A 22650-nucleotide genomic window follows, 5' to 3' on the forward strand; every position below is an offset into this window, starting at 1 on the left:
CCACCCCGAAGGGCTTCATCGTTCGACTTGCATGTGTTAAGCACGCCGCCAGCGTTCGTCCTGAGCCAGGATCAAACTCTCCGTGAATGTTTACCCGGCTGCGTCTAATTAAAGACTGCGGGTTCACACATCGGAAGAGCGGAACAACCACGGCCGGAATAAGGCCGGTTGTTCCTGCGTCCTCGCTAGTGTTTGCCTACCTGCCACAAGGGCCAGTAGGACTTCAAAGGAACCTCGTTTCCGAAGAAACGGGGTATCAACATATTTGGCGTTGACTTTTGGCACGCTGTTGAGTTCTCAAGGAACGGACGCTTCCTTTGTACTCACCCTCGCGGGCTTTCCTCCGGACGTTTCGTTCGGTGTTTCAGTTGTTCTGTTCTTGCGTTTCCGACTCTATCAGACCGTTTCCGTTCCGATTTCCTCGGCGCCTTTCAGGTTCTTCGCTTTCGCGTTTTCCCTTTCCGGCGGTTCCGACTCTATCAGATCCTTTCGGGCCTGATTCCCAGTCAGCGGGGTTTGTCTTTGCGGCTGTTGGGCCGTTCCGACGAGTGAGACATTAGCGGATTCCTGGGCCCCGATGCCAATCGGGGTCGCTCTCTCGAACGTGGATTCCTCATTTCGCAAAAGCGCATGACTAATGGGCACGACGGACGTCGATTTCATTGATCTTGGTTTTCTGCGGAATGGCTGTCCCGGGCCGGTCGGAACCGGTACTCACATAGGACAACCCGCAGAACCTTACGGAAGCAGCGCCTCCGCGTCAAACCGAGAGGTACACGTCCTCTTCCCGCCAGTCCGACCAGTCGGTACGTTGCGGATCAGCCGAGTGTCAGTGCCTTGCGAGGAGGGCTTCATGTCCCAGTTCCAGCCGGTCGGGCCGGTCGAACCGCCACAGATCGGGGGCCGGTGCGACCGGCGCTTCGCCTCTGTGCGGGCTGCCTTCGAGGAGAACTTCCTCAAGCGTGACGAGTTGGGTGCCGCCGTGACCGTGCGGGTCGACGGGGAGGTGGTGGTCGATCTGTGGGGCGGCTGGGCCGACGCGGGCATGAACCGTCCGTGGGAACGGGACACCCTGGTCAATGTGTGGTCCACGACGAAGGGGCCGACGGCGCTCTGTGCGCACCTGCTGGCGGACCGGGGTGAGCTGGACCTCGATGCACCGGTCGCCTCCTACTGGCCGGAGTTCGCGGCGGCCGGCAAGGAAGGGGTACTCGTACGGCATCTGCTGTCGCATCGCGCCGGGGTGGCCGGGCTGCGGATGCCGCACAGTCTGGCGGAGCTGTACGACTGGGAGCTGACCTGTGAGCGGCTCGCGGCGACCGAGCCGTGGTGGGAGCCGGGGACGCGGTCCGGGTACCACGCCATTACCTATGGGTTCCTGGTCGGGGAAGTGGTGCGAAGGGTGAGTGGGCTGCGGCCGGCGGAGTTCCTGCGGCGTGAGGTGACCGGGCCGCTGGGGATCGACTTCACGATCGGGCTGCCGGAGAAGGAGGCGGGTCGGGCCGCCGAGCTCGTACACACGACGGCTCCCCCGACGAGTGAGCAGGCGGCGATCTACGCACAGCTGGAACCGGTGGCGCTGGCGTCGCTGCTCAATCCGGGGGCGGGCGCCCGGGAGGCCAACTCCGCGGCCTGGCGGGCGGCGGAGGTGCCGGCGGCGAACGGGCACGGGACGGCTCGGGCGGTGGCGGAGTTGTACGAGGTGTTCGCGCGGCAGGGCGTTACGGGTGGGACGCGGGTGCTGTCGGCGGAAAGTGCCGAGCGGGTACGGGAGGGGCAGGGGGCCTGCCGGGACCTGGTGCTGGGGGCGGGGTTCGGGCACGAGACGGAGATCGGGCTCGGGTTGTGGCTCAGCGGGGAAAACAGGTCGTACGGGCCGAACCCGCGGGCGGTGGGGCATGACGGCTTCGGCGGGTCCTGCGGGCTGGCGGATCCGGAGGCGGGGGTGAGCGTGGGGTACGTGATGAATCGGATGGGGTCGAACATCGCGGACGATCCCCGGAAGATGGCGCTGGTGGAGGGGGTCTACGCCTCGCTGTAGGTGAGGGGCGGCTCCCGGCAGGGGGCCGCCCTTCCCGCTCGTACCGTCGCCCCTCCTCCCCGTACCGTCGCCGCTCCTCCCCGTATGGGCGTCGGCACGCTATTGTGCAACTAGTTGCATAAGTTCGTGGTCGGAGTGCATGGAGGCACCGGATGAGCCCGTCGAGTCAGTACCCGCACCTGTTGAGCCCGCTGGATCTGGGGTTCACCACGCTTCCCAACCGTGTGGTCATGGGGTCGATGCACATCGGTCTGGAGGAGGCCGAGCGCGGGTTCGAGCGGATGGCGGCCTTCTACGCCGAGCGGGCTCGGGGTGGGGTCGGGCTCATCGTCACCGGCGGGATCTCGCCCAATGAGGCGGGGCGGCCGTATCCCGGTGGGGCGATGCTGACGACGGCCGAGGAGGCCGTGCGGCACCGGGTGGTCACCGACGCGGTGCACGAGGCGGGTGGGCGGATCGCGATGCAGATCCTGCACTTCGGGCGGTACGCGTATCACCCCGAGCTGGTGGCGCCGAGCGCGTTGCAGGCGCCGATCAGTCCGTTCGTGCCCCATGAGCTGACGGACGACGAGATCGAGCGGACCGTCGAGGACTTCGTGCGGGCGGCCGCTCTGGCGAAGGAAGCCGGGTACGACGGTGTCGAGATCATGGGGTCCGAGGGATACCTGATCAACGAGTTCATCGCGGCGCACACCAACATGAGGGACGACCGGTGGGGCGGTTCGTACGAGAACCGGACGCGGTTCCCGCTGGAGATCGTGCGGCGGGTGCGGGAGCGGGTCGGGGCGGACTTCATCCTGATCTACCGGCTGTCGATGCTGGATCTGGTGCCGGGCGGCTCCACGCTGGAGGAGGTCGTGCGGCTGGCCAAGGCCGTGGAGGCGGCCGGAGCAACGATCATCAACACCGGGATCGGGTGGCACGAGGCGCGGATTCCGACCATCGCGACGTCGGTCCCCCGGGGGGCGTACGCCTGGGTGACCAAGCGGGTCATGGGTGAGGTGTCGGTTCCGCTGGTGACGACGAACCGGATCAACACCCCCGAGCTGGCGGAGGAGCTGCTCGCCGGGGGGTTCGCCGACCTGGTGTCGTTGGCGCGGCCGTTCCTGGCGGACCCGGAGTTCGTGGCGAAGGCGCGGGACGGGAAGCCGGAGTCGATCAATACGTGCATCGGGTGCAACCAGGCCTGCCTGGACCACACCTTCAGCGGGAAGATCACCTCGTGCCTGGTGAACCCGCGGGCCTGCCATGAGACGGAGCTGGTCCTCTCCCCCACCCGGCTGCGCAAGCGGGTGGCTGTGGTCGGCGCGGGACCGGCGGGGTTGGCTTGCGCGGTGACGGCGGCGGAGCGCGGGCATGCGGTGACGTTGTTCGACGCGGCGGACGAGGTCGGCGGGCAGTTGAACGTGGCTCGGCAGGTGCCGGGCAAGGAGGAGTTCAACGAGACGCTGCGGTACTTCCGGAACCGGCTTCAGGAGTACGGGGTGGAGGTGCGGCTGTCCACGGTGGTGACGGCGGAGGGGCTCAAGGACGGGGCGTACGACGAGGTGGTGGTGGCCACCGGGGTGACGCCGCGCGTCCCGGAGATCGAGGGCGTCGATCACCCGAGCGTCGTCAGCTATCTGGAGGTGCTGCGCGGCGAGGTGAAGGCCGGGGAGCGGGTGGCGATCCTCGGGGCCGGCGGTATCGGCTTCGATGTGGCGGAGTTCCTGACCGATGAGGGTGAGGAGGCGGCCCTGACGCCGGAGGTGTTCTTCCGGCAGTGGGGTGTCGACATGGCGTACGAGGGCCGGGGTGGGCTGCGGGCGCCGGAGCGGGCGAAGGCGACGCGGAGTGTGCACTTGTTGCAGCGCAAGGAGACCAAGGTCGGGGCCGGGCTGGGGAAGACCACGGGGTGGATCCACCGGAACGAGCTGGCCAAGCGGGGCGTGGTGATGGTGCCTGGTGTGACGTACGAGCGCATTGATGACGAGGGGTTGCATGTGGCGGTGGGAGGCGAGCGGCGGGTGCTGGAGGTGGACACGGTGGTGCTGTGTACGGGGCAGGAGGCTCGGCGGGATATTTATGGGGAGTTGGTGGCGGGGGGTGTGCCGGTTCATTTGATCGGCGGGGCGGAGGTGGCGGCGGAGCTGGATGCGAAGAGGGCGATTCGGAGGGGGACGGAGGTGGGGGCGGGGTTGTAGTTGGTGGGGGTAGGGGGGTGCCTAGGATGCCGGTATGTCACTGCCGCACGCGATTCTGACCGCTCTGATGGAGAAGCCTTCCTCGGGGTTGGAGTTGACGCGGCGGTTCGACATGTCGATCGGGTACTTCTGGTCGGCGACGCATCAGCAGATCTACCGCGAGCTGGGGAAGCTGGAGCAGGCCGGCTTCATCCGGGCGCTGCCGCAGGATGTGCCGGCCCGGGGGCAGAAGCGGGAGTACGAGGTGCTGGCCGACGGGCGCGCGGAGTTGGTCGCGTGGGTGGGGCGGGCCGAGGACCCCAAGCCGCTGCGGGACGCGTTCGCGTTGCGGCTGCGGGCGGCGGCGAAGGTCGGGGCCGGGGACCTGGTGGCCGAGGTGGGGCGTCATCTCGGTCTGCACCGGGTGCAGTTGGCGACGTACCGCGAGATCGAGAAGCGGGACTTCGGGCATCTGAGCGAGGCACACCGGGGCGGCCGCGAGGAGCGGATGCAGCATCTGGTGCTGCGGGCCGGGATCGAGATGGAGCGGTTCTGGGTGGGGTGGCTGGAGGAGGCGGCGGTCGAGCTGCGGGAGCTGGCCGACGGGGAGTAGCGGCTGCTGGATCAGGCGCACGGGGAATGGCGGCTGTCGGGTCAGGCGCACGGGGACCGGCCGCTGTCGGGTGGAGTCGTGTGCGGTCGCGGGGGGCGGTCGTAGGCTCGGCGCCATGGCCCGTGATTCCAGGAAGCCTCGTCGGTTGGTCGTCGAGGGGGAGGTGTATCTGTGGAAGCTCCGTCATCGGCATCGTGAGCTGGAGGACGGGCGAGCGGCGGACTGTTCCGAGACCCTGGTGGTGTTTCCGCAGTCGGCGGGACGTGGTGGGCCGCTGCACATCGTTTTCGCGCCGGGGCCGGGCCGATACGTTCCGGAGGGGTATCCGACAGGGTCCGGGGACGTCGGCTTCGTACGGGGCGGGCAGCTGAATCTGCATGAGCCGGGGGCTGTCCGGGCGCTGCTGGACGCGGTGTTGGCGCAGGGCTGGCGGCCAGCTGGGCAGCAGGCGGTGGAGGTCGACGGGTGGCCGCTGCTGGAGGCGGCTGCCCGGGCTCGGGGCGCGTAGGCGTCAGGGGAACAGGAAGGTCCCGGGGCTCCACCGAGGGAGTTCCGGGACCGCCCCTATGTCACTGCCGGCGCCGCTCAGCCCTTGTTGCGGGAGGCCCAGAACTCGTCGAAGTTCAGGCGGCCGTCGGCGTTGCCGTCGTGCGAGTTGATGATGGCCTGGGCCACGGTCTCGGTGACGCTGAAGTCGCCGAGTTCGGCCATCACGCTCTTGTACTCGGCCGCAGTGATCGTGCCGTCGCCGTTCTTGTCGAACTTCGCGAATGCCGTGCGCGCCGACTCGATGTCGATGTCCGCCACGTGGTCCACCCCTTTTGGTGCAAGTCGGTCAGGTCAGGGCGAAGCCGTGGCAGTGCTGTGCAGCCCGCCTTGGTCGCCTTGTGTGACGGACAGATTAGCGGCCCTGGTAGGCACCCAGGTTCGGCGGGTTGGGGACCCGGTTCCCGAAGTAGTCGCGGGTGACGCCGTCGGCGGTCGGGGTGCCCGCGCCGAGGGCCGGGGAGCCGGGCTTCAGGCGCACGTCGGCGGGGGCGAGGGGGGATGCGGTGCGGAAGAGGGGGTTGGTGTTGAGGGCCGCGGCGTCACGGGGCTGGCTGGTGTTGCGGTAGAGGTTTCCGGTGTAGGTGGAGAGGGTGTCGACGGTCGGGGAGCCGGTGGAGGCGCCGACGAAGATGTTGTTGCGGAAGGTGGTGCCTGCCTGGCCGTTGTTGCTGACCATGCGGGTGTTGGGGTGGGTGGTGGAGATGGTGTTGTTGTAGATCTGGGTGTCGGTGGTGGGGCCGCAGACGACGGCGATGACGCCGTAGGGGGCTTCGGTGTTGCGGTCGTTGATGCTGATGTTGTGGCGGACCTTGTTGCCCTTGCTGGTCATGCCGGCGCCGTTGCAGACGAGGAGGAAGCCGCCCTCGTTGTCGTGGCTGTAGTTGTACTGGAAGACGTTGTTGGTGTTGCCGCCGTCGATGTCGAAGGCTTCGGAGTCGCGGGTTCCGTGGCCGCCGGTGACCTCGTTGTACTGGGTGAGGACGTTGTCGGAGTTCCAGGACCAGACGCCCGCGTTGTAGCCGGCGGAGCGCATGTTGAAGCCGTTGACGTAGTTGTGCTCGACGCGGGCGCCGTCGGCGTTGTGGGTGACGAGGGCGTCGCCGCCGGTGTCGCGGACGTCGTTGCGCTGGATGCGCACGCCGGTGATCGGCTCGAAGGAGGTGCCGGGGCCGTCGGGGTAGGCGGCGCGGCGGCCCCAGGTGGACATGGTGCCGATACCGGTGCGGTCGACCTTGCGGACGGTTGAGTCCTCGATGCGGACGCCGTCGAAGCGGGTGGGGGTCCTGTCGCCCTGGACGACGAAGAGGATGCCGCCGCTGGGGTCGGGATCCTTGTGGTCGGAGCCGTTGACGTCGTGGACGTCGACGTTGTCCACGACGTAGTGGCGGCCGACGCCGAAGTCTTTGAGTAGGACGAGGAGCCCGGCGCGGCGTTCCTCGGGGGCGGGTGCGGGGCCGGTGTTGGAGAGGTCGAGGTTGCGGATCTCCCAGCCCTGGGAGTTGCGCAGGAGTACGGCGGCGCGGGCGCCAGCGCCTTCGATGTGCGGCTTGGCTCCGGTGCCGTACGCATCGAGCCGGATGGGGCTGGAGGGGGTGCCGTTGCCGGTGGGGGCGAGGGTGCCCGTGCAGGTGGTGCCGCGCTTGATGAGGAGGCGGTCGCCGGGGCGGTAGGCGGTGGAGGCTTTGGCGAGGGTGCGCCAGGGGGTGCGGGTGGTGGTGCCGTTGGCGTTGTCGTTGCCGGTGGTGCAGTCGACGTAGTGAGTAGTCGCTGCGTGAGTAGTCGCTGCGTGAGTAGCCGCTGCGTGGGTCGTGGCGGCGTGGGTCGTGGCGGCGTGGGTGGTGGGGGTGGTGAGGAGGGAGGTGGCGGCGAGGGCTGTGGCCAGGGCTGCGGCGCGGGGGCCGTTCCGGCGGGGGGCCTGGTTCGGTGTGTGGGACATGGCCGGACGGTAGGGGTGGGGCGGGGGGTGCGGCCATGGACTAACCGGGGCGGTGCTTGGATCTCCCCCGGAAGAGGGTCCGGCCGAGTGGGGGATGTGGGCGATATGACGGAGCTTGCTGGAGTTACGGGAGTGAAGGGGGCGCCCGGCTTCCTTGCGGGGTTCCTGGACGCGGCCGCGCGTGGGGTGTTTCCGCCGCCGGACGGGGGTGTGACGGTGGTGCCACAGCCGGAGGAGAGGGTGGCCGGGGTGCTGTCCTTCACCGCGCACTCGGTGATCTTCACGGATGAGGATCCGGAGTGGGTGCGGGCGGAGTTGGCGGCGACGCCGTGCGATCCGTTGGCCGCGTCGATGAACCCGTTGTTCCTGGTGCGGTTGGCGGAGCGGACCGGGCGGCGGATGAACGACACCATTGATCTGCTGACGGTGGCGGAGGCGTTGCCCGGGCGGCCGGATGCGGGGCTGGGTCTGGAGGAGATCGGTGATCCCTCGCATCCGCGGGTGGTGCGGGCGCGGAGGTTCCGGGACGGGGTGCGGGTGTGGACGAGTCCGTTGGGCGGTGTGCTGATTCTGGGGCGGGGGGTGGCCGGCCGGTGGGAGGTGGCCATTGAGGTGGACGAGGGGGCTCGGGGGCGGGGGGTTGGGCGTCAACTGGCGGTTGCGGCGCGGCAGTTGGTGCCAGGGAGCGTGGTGTGGTCGGAGCAGCCGCCGGGGAACGCGCGGAGTGTGCGGACGTTTCAGGGGGCGGGGTATCGGGCGGTGGGGGCGGAGGTACTGATGGTGCGGTAGGGGCGGGGGGGTAATGGGTGCGGGTGGGCGGGGAGTAGTGGGCGCGGGTGGGCGGGGGCTGGTCGCGCAGTTCCCGGCGCCCCCGGGGCCGCGCCCCTGGAGGGGTGCGGCCCCGGGGGCGAGAGGGGTTAGCGGAAGATGCCGGTGTGGCCGAGGGAGTAGCGGCCGGGCTGGGGGTAGACGGCGAGGCCGTGGGGGCCGTCGCCCACGGGGATGCGGGCGAGTTGGCGGCCGGTGGTGGTGTCGATCGCGTAGACCTCGGAGTCGTAGCGGCCGGCGAGCCAGAGGACCTTGCCGTTGGCCGAGACGCCGCCCATGTCGGGGCTGCCGCCGTCGGGAAGGTGCCACTTCTTGGTGAGTTTGTTCTTGGCGAAGTCGAAGACGGAGATGGATCCCTCGCCTCGGTTGGGGACGTACATCTCCTTGGAGTCGCGGGAGATGTAGAGGCCGTGGCAGCCCTTGCCGGTGGGGAGCAGGCGGGGGGTGGTGAACTTCTCGCCGTTCAGGACCCACATGCCGTGGGCCATCATGTCGGCGATGTAGAAGGTCTTGCCGTCCGGGGAGATCTTGACGTCCTGCGGCATGGCTCCCTCGAAGGGGAGTTTCTGCTGGCCGACGACCTTCATCTTCTCGGTGTCGACCTTGAGGAGTTCGCCGGAGAACTCGCAGGAGACGACGAAGTAGCGGCCGTCGGCGGAGAAGTCGGCGTGGTTGACGCCCGCGCAGGTGACGGGGACGGTCTTGACGCGGTTCATGGTGTGCGGGTCGCGGAAGACGAGTTCGCGGTCCATGGAGGCCATCACGATGGCGTGCTTGCCGTTCGGGGTGAAGTAGAGGTTGTACGGGTCGTGGACCTCGACCTCCTTGCCCGCCTTGCCGGTGGCGGGGTTGATCGGGGTGAGGGTGTGGCCCCGGTTGTTGTTGACCCAGAGGGTCTTGAGGTCCCAGGAGGGCACGACGTGCTGGGGCTGGGTGCCGACCGGGATCGTCTCGATGACCTGGTAGGTGGCCGGGTCGATGACGGAGACGGTGTTGGAGTTGGTGTTGGGGACGTAGACGCGTGCGGGGTAGTCGCGGGCGACGGGGGCGATGTTGCCCGGGCGGTTGGCCGCGTAGATGTCCTTGGCGTCGAGGACCGGGGGCATGCCCGGGAGCCCGGCGGGGATCGCCTTCTTGAGGTGGGCGGGCGGGGCGATGCCCTTGGTCCCGCGAGCTTCGACCGCCCCCTTGTCCCCGGGGTCGGCGCAGCCGACGAGTGCGGCGAGGAGCAGCCCGGCGGCACAGAGGGCTCGGACGCCGGGGCGGGGAGTGCGGGCGCCGGGTCCTGGGCGGTGCATGGCACTACCGGGGGGCGGGGCAACGTCCGGGTGTGGCGCGGTGTTGCGGGGGGCGAGGGGCGAGCGGGGGCGGAGGGGCGGCGGGGTCATGGGGTGAGCAGCTCCGTGGTGGTTACCGCGCGCAGACGGCGGCGGTGGAGGTCGTCGAGGAGGGCGGGCAGCGCGGCGACCGTGTCCGCGTAACCGAAGTGCAGGCTCACCACGGATCCGTTGCGGATCTCCCCGGCGACCTTGCGGGTGACGGCCGTCGCGCCGGGCGAGGTGAAGTCGAGGGAGTCCACGTCGTAGGAGAGGACGTGGGGGTAGCCGGCCCGGTGGGCGAGGCGCTGGATCACCGGCGTCGCGTACTGGGTGCGGGAGGGGCGGAACCAGGTGCCGATGGAGCCGGTGAGGCGGCGCAGGCGGTCGGCGCAGGCGGTGATTTCGCGGTAGGCGGCGCCCTCCGGCATCTCGGAGATGGTGCGGTGGTGCTGGGTGTGGTTGCCGAGGTCGTGGCCGCCGTCAAGGATGCGGCGGGCGAGGGCGGGGTGTTCGTCGAGCCAGGTGCCGACGGCGAGGACGGTGACGCGGGCGCCGGCGCGTTCGGCCTCGGCGAGGAGGGCGCGGGCGATGGCGGGGTCGCCCTGGCCGTGGAAGGTGAGGGCGACCTGGGGGCGGTCGCGGGGGCCGTGCTCGATCTGGGCGGGATGGGGCGGGAAGCGGTGGGGGGCCGGGGCGGCGTGGTGGGCTCGGGAGTGTGGGTCTTCTTCCCGTACGCCGCCGGAGGGGCCGCCGGGGGCGGGGCCGGTGCCGCTCGGGGCCGGGTCCCGGTGGCCGGGCGGTGCCGCCGGGGTCGAGCAGCCCGCGGTGGCGGCCAGGGCGAGGCAGCAGGCTCCGGCTCCTGTGCGCAGGAGGGTGCGGCGGTCGGTCGGTGGAGCGATGGGGCTCACCTCACCAGAAGGCAGGAGGGGGTCCGGCCGCAGCGCGCGGGCGCGGGGGTCCGGCCGGGGCGGGGCTACCCCGAGTGAGCACCATAAATGTGTAAAGCCCAGAATTTGCCGATTGTGGTAATTGGGGGCGTTTCGGAAGAGGTGATGGGTGTTCGGTTTCCGTAAGGGCCGTTGCTGGCGAGTTCAAGGAATCACGCATGGATTCTCATACCTATGCAGTGAATGCCAGGTCCGTGGCCCACCTCACCAACGATTCACTATTAAAGTGTGCCGGTTTGGGTCGGTTTGCCCGAGTAGGGACTTTTGGCTTGAAGCCACCTTTCTGCCATAGTCGGAGACACGAACCCCATTGACCCGGGCAAGTTCGTCAACCAGGCCGTGGAGTACACCCCCTTCACTCCCCGGCCCTCCTCGGAAGCCCCCGCAGCGCGCCCCACCCCGGCGCCTGGGGGCTTCTGGCGTTTGACCCCTACCGTTCGCGGTCGACGACCCGCATCTCGAACCAGGTGGTCTTGCCGCGCGGCAGCAGGTCGACGCCCCAGCGGTCGGACAGCTTGTCCACCAGGAACAGGCCGCGGCCGCTCACATCCAGCTCATGGACGGGCATCAGGCAGGGCAGTCCGCGCGAGGGGTCGCGCACCTCTATGCGGATCCAGCCTCTGCGGCGCAGCATCTTCAGGCCGAAGACCCGGGCGCCGGTGTGCCGGACCGCGTTGCCGACCAGTTCGGAGACCAGCAGGACGGCGAACTCGGTGACCTGCGGCGAGAGCCCCCACTGGCGCTGCACGACGCACTGCGTCAGCCGCCGCGCGTGCCCCGCCGACTCCGGCCGCGACGGCAGCCGTACCTCGCCCTCCGTCGGATTGCCGAACAGCTCCAGCGTCTGCTGCGCCCGTTCGTCGTCGACGGCCGGCACCCATCGCGCAGCGGTCGCCTGCCCCTGCTGCCGCGGCTCCTCCACACCTTCCAGCCCCGCCATGCCCCCATCATGGCGGCAGCCGGGGCGCTCCGGGGAGGTTCCGGGGGAATGAACTCCCCGGGAACCCCCTCCACCGAGGCGGCTTCCGGCATATGACAGAAGCACAAACAGCCTTACTCGCCAGGCCTGACCTGCAACTACACGCCGCGTGCGAATGATCACCCGCAGTGCGCCCGCAGGGAAGCCTTAACCCGGGCTTAAGGCTCGGCCGGTTCGCCCGCGCGCACAATCCGCCCGCACGAACGCCTCATGTGCGGGCCGGCCATTGACCCGGCGTCACATTCCGGGGTTCGGTCACAGGCACTCATCGGGCACAGGCGCTCATCGGCCACACGCACTCATCGGACCCACGCGCTCAGAGGAACTTGGCCTTGCCCGGACCCTCCTCGACGAAACTGCGCATGCCGCGCTCGCGGTCCTCGGTGGCGAACAGGCCCGCGAACCAGGTGCGTTCGAGGGCGAGGCCGGTCTCCAGGTCGGTCTCCAGACCCGTGTCGATGCTCTCCTTGGCGGCGCGCAGGGCGAGGGCCGGGCCCTGGGCGAGCTTGGCGGCCCAGGCCTGCGCCTGCTCGTAGACCTCGGCGGCCGGGGCGATCCGGTCGACCAGGCCGAGGGTCAGGGCCTCGTCCGCCTTGACCATGCGGCCGGTGAAGATGAGGTCCTTGGCCTTGGAGGGGCCGATGAGACGGGAGAGGCGCTGGGTGCCGCCCGCGCCGGGGATCAGGCCGAGCAGGATCTCCGGCTGGCCGAGCTTGGCGTTGTCGGCGGCGATCCGGAAGTCCGCGCAGAGCGCCAACTCGCAGCCGCCGCCCAGCGCGTAGCCGGTGATGGCGGCGACGACGGGCTTGGGGATGCGGGCGATCGCGGTGAACGCCTCCTGGAGGCCGCGCGAGCGCAGGACCATCGCCGCGTGGTCCATGTGCTGCATTTCCTTGATGTCCGCGCCGGCCGCGAACACCTTCTCGCCGCCGTAGAGGATCACCGCGCGGACGTCGTCGCGCCGGGTCGCCTCGGCGGCGAGCTCGTGCAGCTTGTCCTGGAGAGCCACGTCGAGGGCGTTCATCGGGGGGCGTTCGAGGCGGATCGTGCCGACGCCGTTGGAGACTTCGAGGGTTGCGGTCATACGAGCGAGATTAACGGCCGCTCACGCGGAGGGGAGCCCTCGGAGGAAGCCTCGTGGGAACGGGCCCGGTGCACTTGGTCACAGTGCGCCGGGCCCGCTCACGTACCGCAGGGGGAACTACTTGATCCACTCCGCCCAGGACATGTTCCAGCCGTTCAGGCCGTTGTCCGGGGCGATCTGCTTGTCGTGGGAGTTCTTGACGACGACCACGTCGCCTATCAGCGAGCCGTTGTAGAACCAGGCCGCCGGGGTGCCGGAGTCGCCCGCACCGCGCTGGTCGCGCAGGCCGACGCAGCCGTGGCTGACGTTGGCGGAGCCGAAGGTGCCGGAGGAGGCCCAGTAGTTGCCGTGGATGAAGGTGCCGGAGTTCGACAGGCGCATCGCGTGCGGCACGTCCTTGATGTCGTACTCGCCGCCGAAGCCGACGGTGGCGCCGTTCATCCGGGTCACCTTGAGCTTCTCGGTGATGACCATCTCGCCGTTGTACGTCGTGGTGGACGGGGCGCCGGCGGTGATCGGGATGGTCCGGATCGTCTTGCCGTCGCGGACGACCTTCATCGTCTTGGCCTTGGCGTCGACGGTGGAGACCTGACTGCGGCCGATGGTGAAGGTGACGGTCCGGTTCTGCTTGCCGTAGACGCCGGGGCGGCCCTCGACGCCGTCCAGGTTCATCTTCACGGTCACCTTGGTGCCCGCCGCCCAGTACTTCTCGGGGCGGAAGTCCAGGCGGTCGTTGCCGAACCAGTGGCCCTCGATCGGTACGGAGGGCTCGGCGGTCACCTTGATCGCCTTCTCCACGTCGGCGGGCTTGGTGATGCCCCGGGTGAAGCGGAAGGAGACCGGCATGCCGACGCCGACCTTGGTGCCGTCCTCGGGACGGAACTCACCGATGAAGGTGTTCTTCGGGACCAGCGTGGTGAAGGTGGTGTCCTGTGCGGACACCCGGCCCTCGGAGTCCTTCGCGAGGGCGTGCACCTTGTACGTCGTGCTGGCGGCGAGGTGGTGGGCCGGTTCCCAGCCCGCGCCGTCGGCGGCCGTCCTGCCGTCGACCTCGTTGCCCTTGGAGTCGGTGACCTTGACCTCGGAGAGCTTGCCCTTGTCAGCGGTGATCTTCAGAGTGCCGCTGGTGGCAACGTCCTTGGCGCCGTTCTTCGGAGTGACGGTGACGACGGCCTGGGACGCCTTGGTGTCGGACTTGGCCGCTTCACCCGGCTTCTGCTTGTCCGGCTTGCCCGCGCCCTCCGAGCCGCCGCCGCAGGCGGTGACCAGAAGCAGCAGTGCGCCCAGCACCACCGCGAGCAGCGTCCGGCCGCCGCGCCGTCGTGTTCCCGGCCGGTTCGCCGAGGGCTCCGAAGGTCCGGAAAGGACCGTGATCGGCTGCCTGTTCAATGTGGAATTCTCCCCTCGCGCACGGCCCTGACCAGGCCCGCACCCCCGTGCGCAACTACCGCGCACACTGCGCTAGATAATCACACCGCACGCGGTGGGAGCTCCCTCGGTATGTCACCGTTCCGTCCCAAGTGGAAGCGGGTGCGGGGGCGATCGGGGCGGTGCTCGGGGCAGGGAGCGGGCCTCAGCGCAGGGCGGAGCCTGCCGTCCACTGTTCCCATCCCATGTTCCAGCCCCCGAGTCCGTTGTCAGCAGCGACATTTCGGTCAGTCGAATTCACCACTTCCACCACATCTCCGACCAGGGTGCGGTCGAAGAACCAGCCCGCCGGGGTGTCCCCGCTGCCGCCCTTGACGTCGCGCAGGCCGATGCAGCCGTGGCTGGCGTTGGTGGAGCCGAAGACTCCGCCGGACCAGTAATTGCCGTGCAGGAAGGTGCCGGAGGAGGTCAGGCGGACGGCGTGCGGGACGTCCGCGATGTCGTACTCGCCGCCGAAGCCGACGGTGCGGCCGTTCATCCGGGTCACGTCGTGCATCTCGGTGACCACCATCTTTCCGTTGTACGTGGGGTTCTTGGCGTCCCCCGCGCTGATCGGCACCGAGGAGAGGACCTCGCCGTCGCGGGTGACGGTCATGGTGTGGTCCTCGGCGTCGACCAGCGAGGTCTGGTGGCGGCCGACGGTGAAGCTGACGGACTTGTTCTGGATGCCGTAGACGTCGGGGGCCGCCTGCACGTCACGGAGGCGGATGTCGGTGGTGACCCGGGTGCCCGGCTTCCAGTACGTACGCGGCCGGAAATCGAGGCGTTCCTTGCCGAACCAGTGGCCGACGACCGGGACGGCGGGCCGCGAGGAGACGCGGATGGCGCGCTCGACGGCGGCCCGGTTCTCGATGGCCCGGTTGAAGGAGAAGGAGACGATCATTCCGGTGCCGACGGTGGAGCGGTTCTCCGGCTTGAAGTAGCCGATGAAGCGTTCTTCGGGAACGTGGGTGGTGAAGCTGGTGGTGCGGGCGTAGCGCTTGCCGTCCTCGTCGACGGCGACCGCGTGGACGGAGTACTTGGCGGCGAGGACGAGTGTGCCCTCGGGGCGGGTGGTGTCGGGCTCCCAGGAGGTGCCGTCCGCGCTGATCCGTCCCCGTACCTCCTGCTGTTCGGCGTCCTCCACCCGCAGCACCTTGACCCGCTCCAAGGTGGCGTCGGGGGCGCTGACTTCGATACGGGTGCCGGCGCCGACCTCCTTGGTGCGGTCGTCGGGGGTGATCCGGATGACCTCTTCGGGGGTGGGCGGCTCGCTGTCGAACCAGGAGCCGGCCCCGCAACCGGTGAGAGCGGCCACCATCGCGGTGCCGAGAAGCACGCGGGCGGCGCGGCGGCGGAAAGCTCCCCGGGGGAACGGCCGACGGGGGAAACGTGAGTGCGAGCGCCACTCTGGGCAGAACAGCAGGGAGGACCTCATGTGGAGAGCCTGGCGGCCGGGACGCCGCTGTGCCTCTCGACTCGCCGGTCCCGGTCGAGCCGCGGGAGGCGAGAAGGTGTCGAGCGCACCCGAGCACAAACTGCACGTGGTACGGGAGGGCAGGGTCCTGGGCCCCCCGCAGACCGGGGAAGGAACGCATCCGCCGGTCGAAGTGGCGAGCCTCAACGGCCGTCGTGTTCCGTCAGGTGAGAGCCCCCGTCCACCCGTGTGGCCGGGGGCTCCCAACCCCCTGGGGGCTCGTTTCCGGGTCGGCCCCGACGGGGTGGCGGGCACCAATTTCGCGCTGTGGGCGGGGGGTGCGGAGGCGGTCGAGCTGTGTCTGTTCGACGAGGGCGGCGGGGAGGTCCGGTGCCCGCTGAGCGAACTGACGCACGAGGTGTGGCACGGGTTCGTACCGGGTGTACTTCCGGGGCAGCGGTACGGGTTCCGGGTGCACGGGCGATGGGATCCGTGGACGGGGGCGCGCTGGAATCCGGCGAAGCTGCTGCTGGATCCGTACGCCCGTGCGGTGGACGGGGAGTTCGGGCTGCCGCCCGAGGTGTACGGGCACGTCAGGGACTGGCCGCAGCAGCATGTGGCGGACACCGTCCGTGATGAGCGGGACTCGGCGCCGTACGTCCCCAAGGGTGTCGTGGTCCATGACGACGACGACTGGGCGGACGACCGGCGGCCGAAGACCCCGTGGGCCGACTCGGTGATCTACGAGCTGCACGTACGGGGCTTCACCATGCGGCACCCGGGGATTCCCGAGGAGTTGCGGGGTACGTACGCGGGCCTGGCGCATCCGGCGGCGATCGAGCACCTGCGCACCCTCGGGGTGACGGCGGTCGAGCTCCTCCCGGTGCACCAGTTCGCCCACGAGGACCATCTGCTGCGGCGCGGCCTGAAGAACTACTGGGGCTACAACTCCATCGGCTACTTCGCCCCGCACGCGGGCTACGCGGCGTCCGGCACCGCGAGCCAGCAGGTCGGCGAGTTCAAGCGGATGGTGCGGGCGCTGCACGCGGCCGGGATCGAGGTAATTCTGGATGTGGTCTACAACCACACGGCGGAGGCCGGTGAGTTGGGGCCGATGCTGTCGATGCGCGGGATCGACAACCGCGGCTACTACCGGTTGCAGGACAACGCGCGGCGGTACGCGGACTACACGGGGTGCGGGAACACCCTCCATGTCGTACAGCCGCATGTGCTGCGGCTGATCACGGATTCGCTGCGGTACTGGGTGAACGAGATGGGGGTGGACGGATTCCGCTTCGATCTGGCGGCGGCGCTGGCGAGGTCGATGCACGACGTGGACATGCTGTCGCCGTTCCTGGCGGTGATCGGGCAGGACCCGGTGCTGCGGCGCTGCAAGCTGATCGCGGAGCCGTGGGACGTGGGGAGCGGCGGGTATCAGGTGGGCGCGTTCCCGCCGCTGTGGACCGAGTGGAACGACCGTTACCGGGACGCGGTGCGGGACTTCTGGCGGGGTGCGCTGCCGGATGTGCGGGATCTGGGGTACCGGCTCTCCGGATCGAGCGATCTGTACGCCTGGGGCGGCCGCCGGCCGTACGCCTCGGTCAACTTCGTGACGGCGCACGACGGTTACACCCTGCGCGACCTGGTGTCGTACGAGCAGAAGCGCAACGGGGCGAACGGGGAGGGCAACCGCGACGGGACCAACGACAACCGGTCGTGGAACGGCGGCGCGGAGGGTGAGACGGACGATGCCGGTGTGCTCGCCCTGCGCAGGCAGCAGCTGCGCAATCTGGTGACCACGCTGCTGCTGTCGACCGGGGTGCCGATGCTGGTCGCGGGCGACGAGATGGGGCGCACCCAGGGCGGCAACAACAACGCGTACTGCCAGGACAACGAGATCAGCTGGGTGGACTGGTCACTGCTGGAGGAGCCTGGCTGGCGGTCGTTGTTCGACCTGACGACCCGGCTGCTCGCGCTGCGGCACGCGCATCCGGTGCTGCGCAGGCGTGCCTTCTTCTCCGGGCGGGCCCAAGGCGCTGACGGGCTGCGGGACTTGGCGTGGTTTACGGCGGAGGGCGAGGAGATGACGCAGGAGGACTGGTACGCGCCCCGGTCGACGCTCGGGATGTATCTGTCCGGGCTGGACATTCCAGGGCGGGACGCGCGGGGGGAGAAGGTGGTGGACGAGAGTTTCCTGGTGATTCTGCACGGGGGCGCGGAGCCGGTGAGTTTCGCGCTGCCCGGGGAGCCTTGGGCCGCCTCGTACAGCTGCCTGGTGGACACCTCGCTGGAGGACCAGGAGGTGGGGGCCGGGAAGGTGTACGAGGGCGGGGAGAGGGTGGAGGTGCCGGGGAGGGCGGTGTGGTTGATGGGGGTCAGGAGGTGACGACGTAGCAGGTGAACTCACCGCGCACGGAGGTCCCTCCCGACGCCGAGGAGCCGGTGCTCTCGTTGTGGCCCAGCCAGGAGTAGTAGCCCTGCTCGGTCGCTTCGCCGGTCCAGCCACGGGGAGCCCGGTCGTACGCGCGCTCGCACTCCTCCCCGGCGACGCGCATCGGGTCCGCGTCCTTCGCGGCGACCTCCTTGTCCAGGTTCAGCTGGGCGAAAACCCGGATGTCGTGCTTGCCCGTGCACGGCACGGGGCGAACCAGCCGGGGTAGTCCCAGCCCCGTGTCGACGCCGCCGCAGAGGCCGGGCTTGACCGACCTGGCCGGCACCAGGACCTGGTGCGCCTGGTCGATGGCGCCGGACGCGGGGGCACCGGCGGGCGCGGAGGTACCGAAGCCGGTGAGGGTGTACTCGGCGCGCAGCGTGCGAATGCCGCCGTACAGGCCGGGCGCCGTCTCCTTGAGCGCCCCGAGCAGCGGCCCAAGATCCGCCTCGATCCTGCGGAAGTGTCCTTGCGCGTCGATGTCGACGGTGACCGGAACCGTTGGCGGGCCGACGGCCTCGACGACTGTCCCCAGCCCGGGCGGCAGCACGTCGATCAGGGCGTTGACCCCGCCCTCCTCGGTGTACCTGCGTGTACCGTCCGGCAGCACCTTCGGAGCGGTCTCCGGCGAGACCCGTGAGACCAGATCGTTCAGAGGTGAGGTGTACGGGGCGGCCTCACCCGCTCTTCCCAGCATTTCGCCGGCGTCCTTGGCGAATTCCTGGCTCTGCGTACTGGAGTAGTTCAGCCACCGTCCCGTGCTGGTCCGGAAGAGCACCCCCTCCCCCGTGATCACCATCGACTGCCTGCTGTCGCGGGCCGACTCCCCCAGCGCCTTCAGCAACTCGGCCGGATGCGCCTTCGGCATGGTGAAGGCCCGGTCAGCGGACGCCGTCATCGCCGTGTAGTCCTGGTCTCCCTCGGTCTGCTCCACGATGTCGCCCTTGGACGAGCCGTAGGTGAGGGTGGAGGTGAAGTGGGAGGATCCCGTCTCCTCGGTGGCCGCCCGGGCAGCGGCGAACTGGGTGCTCAACGGGGCCTTGAACAGGGCGTGCGGGCCGGCGGGGGCTGGTTTCGCCCTGGGTGCGTCCGTGTCGCCCCGTCCGCACGCCGCCGCGCCGATCAGCAGTGCCAGCACCAGCACCACTCTCCACAACTTGCCCACTGTCCCCACCCTTTGCGTCCACTTGGCTTCACGCATGGTGCGGGTGGGGTGGGTGGGGCGACCAGCACGGTCAGATCACGATCAGGGGGCTTGCCGGGACGCTAACCGAGGATCCCCCGCTGGTACCCCGTCGCCACCGCCGCCGCCCGGTCGTTGACGCCCAGCTTGGCGTAGAGGTGGGTGAGGTGGGTCTTCACGGTGGCTTCGCTGATGAAGAGGGTGCGGGCGATCTCGCGGTTGGGGGTGCCCCTGGCCACCAGGGTGAGGACTTCGAGTTCGCGGGCGGAGAGGGCGGACCCGGAGGCCGGGCGGGGGCTGCGCACCTGGGAGACCAGGCGGGTGGCGACCGCCGGGGAGAGGACCGTGCGGCCGGCGGCGGCGGCCCGTACCGCGGTGAAGAGTTCGTCGCGGGGGGCGTCCTTGAGGAGGTAGCCGGTGGCGCCCGCCTCGATCGCGGGGAGGGTGTCGGAGTCGGTGTCGTAGGTGGTGAGGACCAGGACCTTGGAGCGCAGGCCGCGGCGGGTGAGTTCGGTGATGGCGGCCACTCCCCCGCCGCCTGGCATCCGCAGGTCCATGAGGATGACGTCGGGGGCCAGCGAGGCGGCCAGTTCGACGCCCTGCGGGCCGCTCGATGCCTCGCCCAGGACCTCGAAACCGTCGGCGGCGGCGAACATGCCGCGCAAGCCGTCCCGTACGACCGGGTGGTCGTCGACGAGGAGGAGGGTGATCACGGGAACGTCCGGTGTCTCAGGCATGGTTGACCAAAGGTACGCGGGCGGAGATCGCCGTGCCGTAGCCGGGTTCGGACTCGATGTCGACGGTGCCGGCGAGGCGTTCGGCGCGGGCGCGCATGCCGGTGAGGCCGTAGCCGATCGTGGTCTCGGTGGCCAGGTCGAAGCCCCGGCCGTCGTCCCGTACGTCGAGGGTGATCTCGTCGCCCATGTAGGAGAGGGTGACGCCTACCCGGGTGGCGTGGGCGTGCTTGGCGGTGTTGGCGAGGGCTTCCTGGGCGATACGGAGCAGGGTGGCCTGGATCTCGTCGTGGAGGGGGTCGACGGTTCCGGTAACCGTGAACTTGGCTGCGGTGGAGGACGACTGGGACCAGTCGGCGACCGTCTTCTTGAGGGCTTCGGGGAGGTCGTCGTGTTCCAGGGCGACCGGGCTCAGGTCGCGTACCGAGCGGCGGGCCTCGCCAAGTCCCTTACGTGCGAGGGAGGTTGCGCGGTCCAGGTGGGCCTGGGCGGTGGCCCGGTCGGGGCTGTCGGAGGCCGCCTGAAGCTGGGTGACGACACCGGTGAGGGCCTGCGCGATGGTGTCGTGGATCTCGGCGGCCAGGCGACGGCGCTCGTCGGCGACGCCGGCTTCCCGGGCCTGGAGGATGAGCTGCTCGTGCAGGGCGGCGTTCTCGGCGAGGGCCTGTTCCAGGCGGTTGTTGGACTCTTCGAGGGCGACGATGGTGGCGGCCTTGGCCTCCTTGTCCTCGTCCGCCTTCTTCCCCAGGTGCTCGAAGACCAGGGTGAGTGAGGCGTGCAGGGCGAACAGGGCGACGAACAGGGGCCAGTGCCCGCCGGACTGCCCGTACGCCATCGTCACCGCCGTGACCAGCAGGCTCATCCGACCCCAGCGCAGGCCCAGTTGGTAGTGGCCGGTGTCGAAGTAGCCGAGTACCGCATAGATCGAATAGAAGGGGTTGAGGTAGGTGAGGAGGAGGGCGAGGGAGGTGCGGAGGAGGTAGTACGCCCGGGCCTGCGCGGGCTTGCCGTCCGGCAGGCCCGCCCCGGTGTACCCGGCCCACAGGTGCAGGACGACGGCCGCCGCGACGGCCGGGCCGGTGGCGTACAGCTGCGCAGGGGTCATGAGTTCGTCGACCGTGAACAATGCGATCGCGGTGGCGAGGGCCAGGAGGGCGTACGGGCCCCACAGGAAGAACCGCTTCTGCAACTCGCCCTCGATGTTCATGTCCTGCGCCCCCGTATCCATGTGCCTACTCCCAGCGGAACCAGCGCGTCGCCGCGCCGGTCAGACCCGCTGCCCACAGAGTCATGATCCCCAGGTGCGACCAGTTCGGCCAGGTTCCGAGCATGGACTGGTCGAGAGCCAGCGACGCGGCGCCGAACGGGGTGAGGCCGACGATGGTCTGGAGCAGGTCGGGCATCGTCTGGACGGGCAGCCAGACACCTGAGGTGAACATCATCAGGAGGAAGACGACAGAGCCGATCGCCGTGGCTGCTTTGGTGGTTGCGGCAACGGCAGCCAGGGTCGCGCCGAGAGTGAGGGCGCAGCCGACCATGAGGAGCATGGTCAGGACGTAGCCGGGCCGGGAGAAGGGGAGCGCGACGCCGAAGGCGAGGCGGCCCACCGTGATCGTGATCAGCCCGGAGGCGATCATCGCGAGCCCGTGCAGGGCGATCTGGGCGCCAAGGATGGCGATCGGGCGTACCGGGGTGGTGGACAGGCGGCGCAGGATGCCGCGTTCGCGGTAGCTGGTGAGGACCGGCGGCATGGCCTGGATGGAGGCCATGACCATGCCGAGGAGTACGGCGATGGGGACGTACAGGTCGATGACCCGACGTCCGCCGAGGTCGGGGTTGGCCTCCCGGAAGGACGGGATCAGGCCGAGGATCACCATCAGGACCGTCGGGAAGCCGAGGATCCAGAAGAGGTTGCCGGGTTCCCGGAGGAAGAGGCGTCCCTCCGCCTTGAAGACGGCGGCGAGGGCGGGGCCGCCGGGGACGGGGCGGCGGGCCGAGGTGGGGGCGGGGGCTGCGGTCGTCATGGTTCAGGCGGCCTTTCCGGCAGTTTCCGTAACGGTGGTCTCGCGCTCTTCGGTGAGGTCGAGGAACGCATCGTCCAAAGTGGCGTCCGTGACGCGGAGTTGGCGGGCGGTGATGCGGTGCTGGGCGAGCAGGGTGATCACGGCGTTGACGGTGGCGTCGGTGCCGGTGATGGTCAGCTGCTCCCCCCGGCGGTCGACCGAGGCAACCTCGGGCAGGGCGGCCAGGGCGGCCGGGTCCAGCGGGCGGGACGGGGTGAAGGTGAGGACGGTGGAGCCGGCGGAACGGCCGATCAGCCCGTGCGGGGTGTCCAGTGCGGCCACCCGGCCCTTGTCGATGACGGCGATACGGTCGCAGAGCCGCTGGGCCTCCTCCATGAAGTGGGTGACCAGCAGCACCGTGACGCCCTGGGCCCGGACGTCCTCGATCAGCTTCCAGGTGTCGCGGCGGGCGCGCGGGTCGAGGCCGGTGGTCAGCTCGTCGAGGACGACCACCTTGGGGTTGCCGATCAGCGCGAGCGCGATGGAAAGACGCTGCTTCTGGCCGCCGGAGAGCTTGGCGAAGCGGGTGGTCAGCTTGTCGGTCAGACCGAGGCGTTCGGCGAGGGGCCGCCAGTCGGCGGGGTCCGGGTAGAAGGAGGCGTACAGCTCCAGGGCCTCGCGGACCAGGAGCTTGGGCTGGAGTTCGCTCTCCTGGAGCTGGGCGCCGAGGAGGTGGGTGACCCTCTCGTGGTCGGCGACCGGGTCGAGACCCGCGACCCGGACCGTTCCGGCGTCGGGGGCGCGCAGCCCGCTGACGCATTCCACGGTGGTGGTCTTGCCGGCGCCGTTGGGGCCGAGGATGCCGAAGATCTCGCCCTCCTCGACGGTGAAGGAGACACCGTCGACGACCGGGCGGCCGGAGTAGGTCTTGCGCAGTTCGCTGACTTCGATGAGGGGCATGGGGAGAGCCTCGCCGTTGCCGCGCCCCGCCGGTATCGGCCATCGCGCTCGACCGGG

At 69.6% G+C, this 22650-nt stretch carries 19 protein-coding genes and 1 rRNA gene; 6 read left to right on the top strand and 14 right to left on the bottom strand.

Going from position 1 to position 22650, the window contains the following annotated elements; all coding sequences use genetic code 11:
- Positions 1-87: ribosomal RNA gene (locus tag ACIA73_RS04390) — 16S ribosomal RNA — on the bottom strand; the annotation flags it as partial.
- Between the two features lie 766 nt (positions 88-853).
- Here ACIA73_RS04390 and ACIA73_RS04395 point away from each other — a divergent pair.
- The 4 genes from ACIA73_RS04395 to ACIA73_RS04410 all read left to right on the top strand — a co-directional run bounded on the left by ACIA73_RS04395 (position 854) and on the right by ACIA73_RS04410 (position 5324).
- Complete coding sequence (locus tag ACIA73_RS04395; RefSeq protein ID WP_399436774.1) at positions 854-2041, top strand: serine hydrolase domain-containing protein; 1188 nt, start codon at positions 854-856, stop codon at positions 2039-2041.
- 152 nt (positions 2042-2193) lie between these two features.
- Positions 2194-4224, top strand: a complete 2031-nt coding sequence (locus tag ACIA73_RS04400) for an FAD-dependent oxidoreductase (RefSeq protein ID WP_399436775.1) — start codon at positions 2194-2196, stop codon at positions 4222-4224.
- A gap of 34 nt (positions 4225-4258) precedes the next feature.
- Entirely contained in the window at positions 4259-4816 is a 558-nt protein-coding gene (locus tag ACIA73_RS04405; RefSeq protein WP_399436776.1) for a PadR family transcriptional regulator, read from the top strand.
- Positions 4817-4931: 115 nt separating this feature from the next.
- Positions 4932-5324 (top strand): hypothetical protein, encoded by a 393-nt coding sequence (locus ACIA73_RS04410; protein ID WP_399436777.1) that lies wholly within the window; start codon positions 4932-4934, stop codon positions 5322-5324.
- A 77-nt stretch (positions 5325-5401) separates the two neighbouring features.
- Here ACIA73_RS04410 and ACIA73_RS04415 read toward each other — a convergent pair whose 3' ends face one another.
- Together ACIA73_RS04415 and ACIA73_RS04420 are read right to left on the bottom strand one after the other, a co-directional pair.
- Positions 5402-5614 (bottom strand): EF-hand domain-containing protein, encoded by a 213-nt coding sequence (locus tag ACIA73_RS04415; protein WP_399437443.1) that lies wholly within the window; start codon positions 5612-5614, stop codon positions 5402-5404.
- Positions 5615-5717: 103 nt separating this feature from the next.
- Entirely contained in the window at positions 5718-7301 is a 1584-nt protein-coding gene (locus tag ACIA73_RS04420) for a hypothetical protein (protein WP_399436778.1), read from the bottom strand.
- Positions 7302-7406: 105 nt separating this feature from the next.
- Between ACIA73_RS04420 and ACIA73_RS04425 the strand changes: the two genes are divergently transcribed.
- Positions 7407-8090, top strand: a complete 684-nt coding sequence (locus ACIA73_RS04425) for a GNAT family N-acetyltransferase (protein WP_399436779.1) — start codon at positions 7407-7409, stop codon at positions 8088-8090.
- A 128-nt stretch (positions 8091-8218) separates the two neighbouring features.
- Here the strand turns inward: ACIA73_RS04425 and ACIA73_RS04430 are convergent, their stop codons facing one another.
- The 6 genes from ACIA73_RS04430 to ACIA73_RS04455 all read right to left on the bottom strand — a co-directional run bounded on the left by ACIA73_RS04430 (position 8219) and on the right by ACIA73_RS04455 (position 15186).
- A complete protein-coding gene (locus ACIA73_RS04430) occupies positions 8219-9427 on the bottom strand; it encodes a hypothetical protein (protein ID WP_399436780.1) in 1209 nt (402 codons plus the stop codon).
- Positions 9428-9513: 86 nt separating this feature from the next.
- Positions 9514-10356 (bottom strand): polysaccharide deacetylase family protein, encoded by an 843-nt coding sequence (locus ACIA73_RS04435; protein WP_399436781.1) that lies wholly within the window; start codon positions 10354-10356, stop codon positions 9514-9516.
- 469 nt (positions 10357-10825) lie between these two features.
- Positions 10826-11335, bottom strand: coding sequence for an ATP-binding protein (locus ACIA73_RS04440; protein ID WP_399436782.1), 510 nt, complete (start codon positions 11333-11335; stop codon positions 10826-10828).
- Between the two features lie 355 nt (positions 11336-11690).
- On the bottom strand, positions 11691-12458 hold the full coding sequence (locus ACIA73_RS04445; RefSeq protein ID WP_399436783.1) for an enoyl-CoA hydratase/isomerase family protein: 768 nt from the start codon (positions 12456-12458) through the stop codon (positions 11691-11693).
- A gap of 117 nt (positions 12459-12575) precedes the next feature.
- The gene (locus ACIA73_RS04450; RefSeq protein ID WP_399436784.1) at positions 12576-13847 is read right to left on the bottom strand and encodes an Ig-like domain-containing protein; all 1272 of its coding nucleotides are present in this window, start codon (positions 13845-13847) and stop codon (positions 12576-12578) included.
- Positions 13848-14031: 184 nt separating this feature from the next.
- Positions 14032-15186: an Ig-like domain-containing protein gene (locus ACIA73_RS04455; RefSeq protein WP_399437444.1), complete on the bottom strand. Its 1155-nt coding sequence runs from the start codon at positions 15184-15186 to the stop codon at positions 14032-14034.
- 193 nt (positions 15187-15379) lie between these two features.
- On the opposite strand from ACIA73_RS04455, the gene glgX reads away from it, so the two are divergent.
- On the top strand, positions 15380-17668 hold the full coding sequence (gene glgX / locus ACIA73_RS04460) for a glycogen debranching protein GlgX (protein ID WP_399436785.1): 2289 nt from the start codon (positions 15380-15382) through the stop codon (positions 17666-17668).
- Here glgX and ACIA73_RS04465 read toward each other — a convergent pair.
- The 5 genes from ACIA73_RS04465 to ACIA73_RS04485 all read right to left on the bottom strand — a co-directional run bounded on the left by ACIA73_RS04465 (position 17658) and on the right by ACIA73_RS04485 (position 22593).
- Complete coding sequence (locus ACIA73_RS04465) at positions 17658-18878, bottom strand: hypothetical protein (RefSeq protein ID WP_399436786.1); 1221 nt, start codon at positions 18876-18878, stop codon at positions 17658-17660. The genes glgX and ACIA73_RS04465 overlap by 11 nt on opposite strands.
- Positions 18879-18979: 101 nt before the next feature.
- The gene (locus ACIA73_RS04470; protein ID WP_399436787.1) at positions 18980-19633 is read right to left on the bottom strand and encodes a response regulator; all 654 of its coding nucleotides are present in this window, start codon (positions 19631-19633) and stop codon (positions 18980-18982) included.
- The gene (locus ACIA73_RS04475) at positions 19626-20858 is read right to left on the bottom strand and encodes a sensor histidine kinase (RefSeq protein WP_399436788.1); all 1233 of its coding nucleotides are present in this window, start codon (positions 20856-20858) and stop codon (positions 19626-19628) included. Before ACIA73_RS04475 ends, ACIA73_RS04470 begins: the two co-directional genes overlap by 8 nt.
- Positions 20859-20862: 4 nt before the next feature.
- Positions 20863-21654 carry an ABC transporter permease gene (locus ACIA73_RS04480; RefSeq protein WP_399436789.1) on the bottom strand — a complete coding sequence of 264 codons (792 nt, stop codon included), beginning with the start codon at positions 21652-21654 and terminating at the stop codon, positions 20863-20865.
- A 3-nt stretch (positions 21655-21657) separates the two neighbouring features.
- Positions 21658-22593, bottom strand: coding sequence for an ABC transporter ATP-binding protein (locus ACIA73_RS04485; RefSeq protein WP_399436790.1), 936 nt, complete (start codon positions 22591-22593; stop codon positions 21658-21660).
- Positions 22594-22650 lie beyond the last annotated feature (57 nt).

The organism is Streptomyces sp. NPDC051561, assembly GCF_044454195.1.
Classification (GTDB): domain Bacteria; phylum Actinomycetota; class Actinomycetes; order Streptomycetales; family Streptomycetaceae; genus Streptomyces.

Excerpts from the sequence above, each read along its gene's own strand:
- ACIA73_RS04485 (WP_399436790.1), bottom strand. The coding sequence starts at position 22,593 with ATGCCCCTCATCGAAGTCAGCGAACTGCGCAAGACCTACTCCGGCCGC.
- ACIA73_RS04395 (WP_399436774.1), top strand. The coding sequence starts at position 854 with ATGTCCCAGTTCCAGCCGGTCGGGCCGGTCGAACCGCCACAGATCGGG.
- ACIA73_RS04405 (WP_399436776.1), top strand. The coding sequence starts at position 4,259 with ATGTCACTGCCGCACGCGATTCTGACCGCTCTGATGGAGAAGCCTTCC.
- ACIA73_RS04400 (WP_399436775.1), top strand. The coding sequence starts at position 2,194 with ATGAGCCCGTCGAGTCAGTACCCGCACCTGTTGAGCCCGCTGGATCTG.
- ACIA73_RS04475 (WP_399436788.1), bottom strand. The coding sequence starts at position 20,858 with ATGGATACGGGGGCGCAGGACATGAACATCGAGGGCGAGTTGCAGAAG.
- ACIA73_RS04420 (WP_399436778.1), bottom strand. The coding sequence starts at position 7,301 with ATGTCCCACACACCGAACCAGGCCCCCCGCCGGAACGGCCCCCGCGCC.
- ACIA73_RS04430 (WP_399436780.1), bottom strand. The coding sequence starts at position 9,427 with ATGCACCGCCCAGGACCCGGCGCCCGCACTCCCCGCCCCGGCGTCCGA.
- ACIA73_RS04410 (WP_399436777.1), top strand. The coding sequence starts at position 4,932 with ATGGCCCGTGATTCCAGGAAGCCTCGTCGGTTGGTCGTCGAGGGGGAG.
- ACIA73_RS04440 (WP_399436782.1), bottom strand. The coding sequence starts at position 11,335 with ATGGCGGGGCTGGAAGGTGTGGAGGAGCCGCGGCAGCAGGGGCAGGCG.
- ACIA73_RS04425 (WP_399436779.1), top strand. The coding sequence starts at position 7,407 with ATGACGGAGCTTGCTGGAGTTACGGGAGTGAAGGGGGCGCCCGGCTTC.
- ACIA73_RS04445 (WP_399436783.1), bottom strand. The coding sequence starts at position 12,458 with ATGACCGCAACCCTCGAAGTCTCCAACGGCGTCGGCACGATCCGCCTC.
- ACIA73_RS04470 (WP_399436787.1), bottom strand. The coding sequence starts at position 19,633 with ATGCCTGAGACACCGGACGTTCCCGTGATCACCCTCCTCCTCGTCGAC.
- ACIA73_RS04455 (WP_399437444.1), bottom strand. The coding sequence starts at position 15,186 with ATGGTGGCCGCTCTCACCGGTTGCGGGGCCGGCTCCTGGTTCGACAGC.
- ACIA73_RS04480 (WP_399436789.1), bottom strand. The coding sequence starts at position 21,654 with ATGACGACCGCAGCCCCCGCCCCCACCTCGGCCCGCCGCCCCGTCCCC.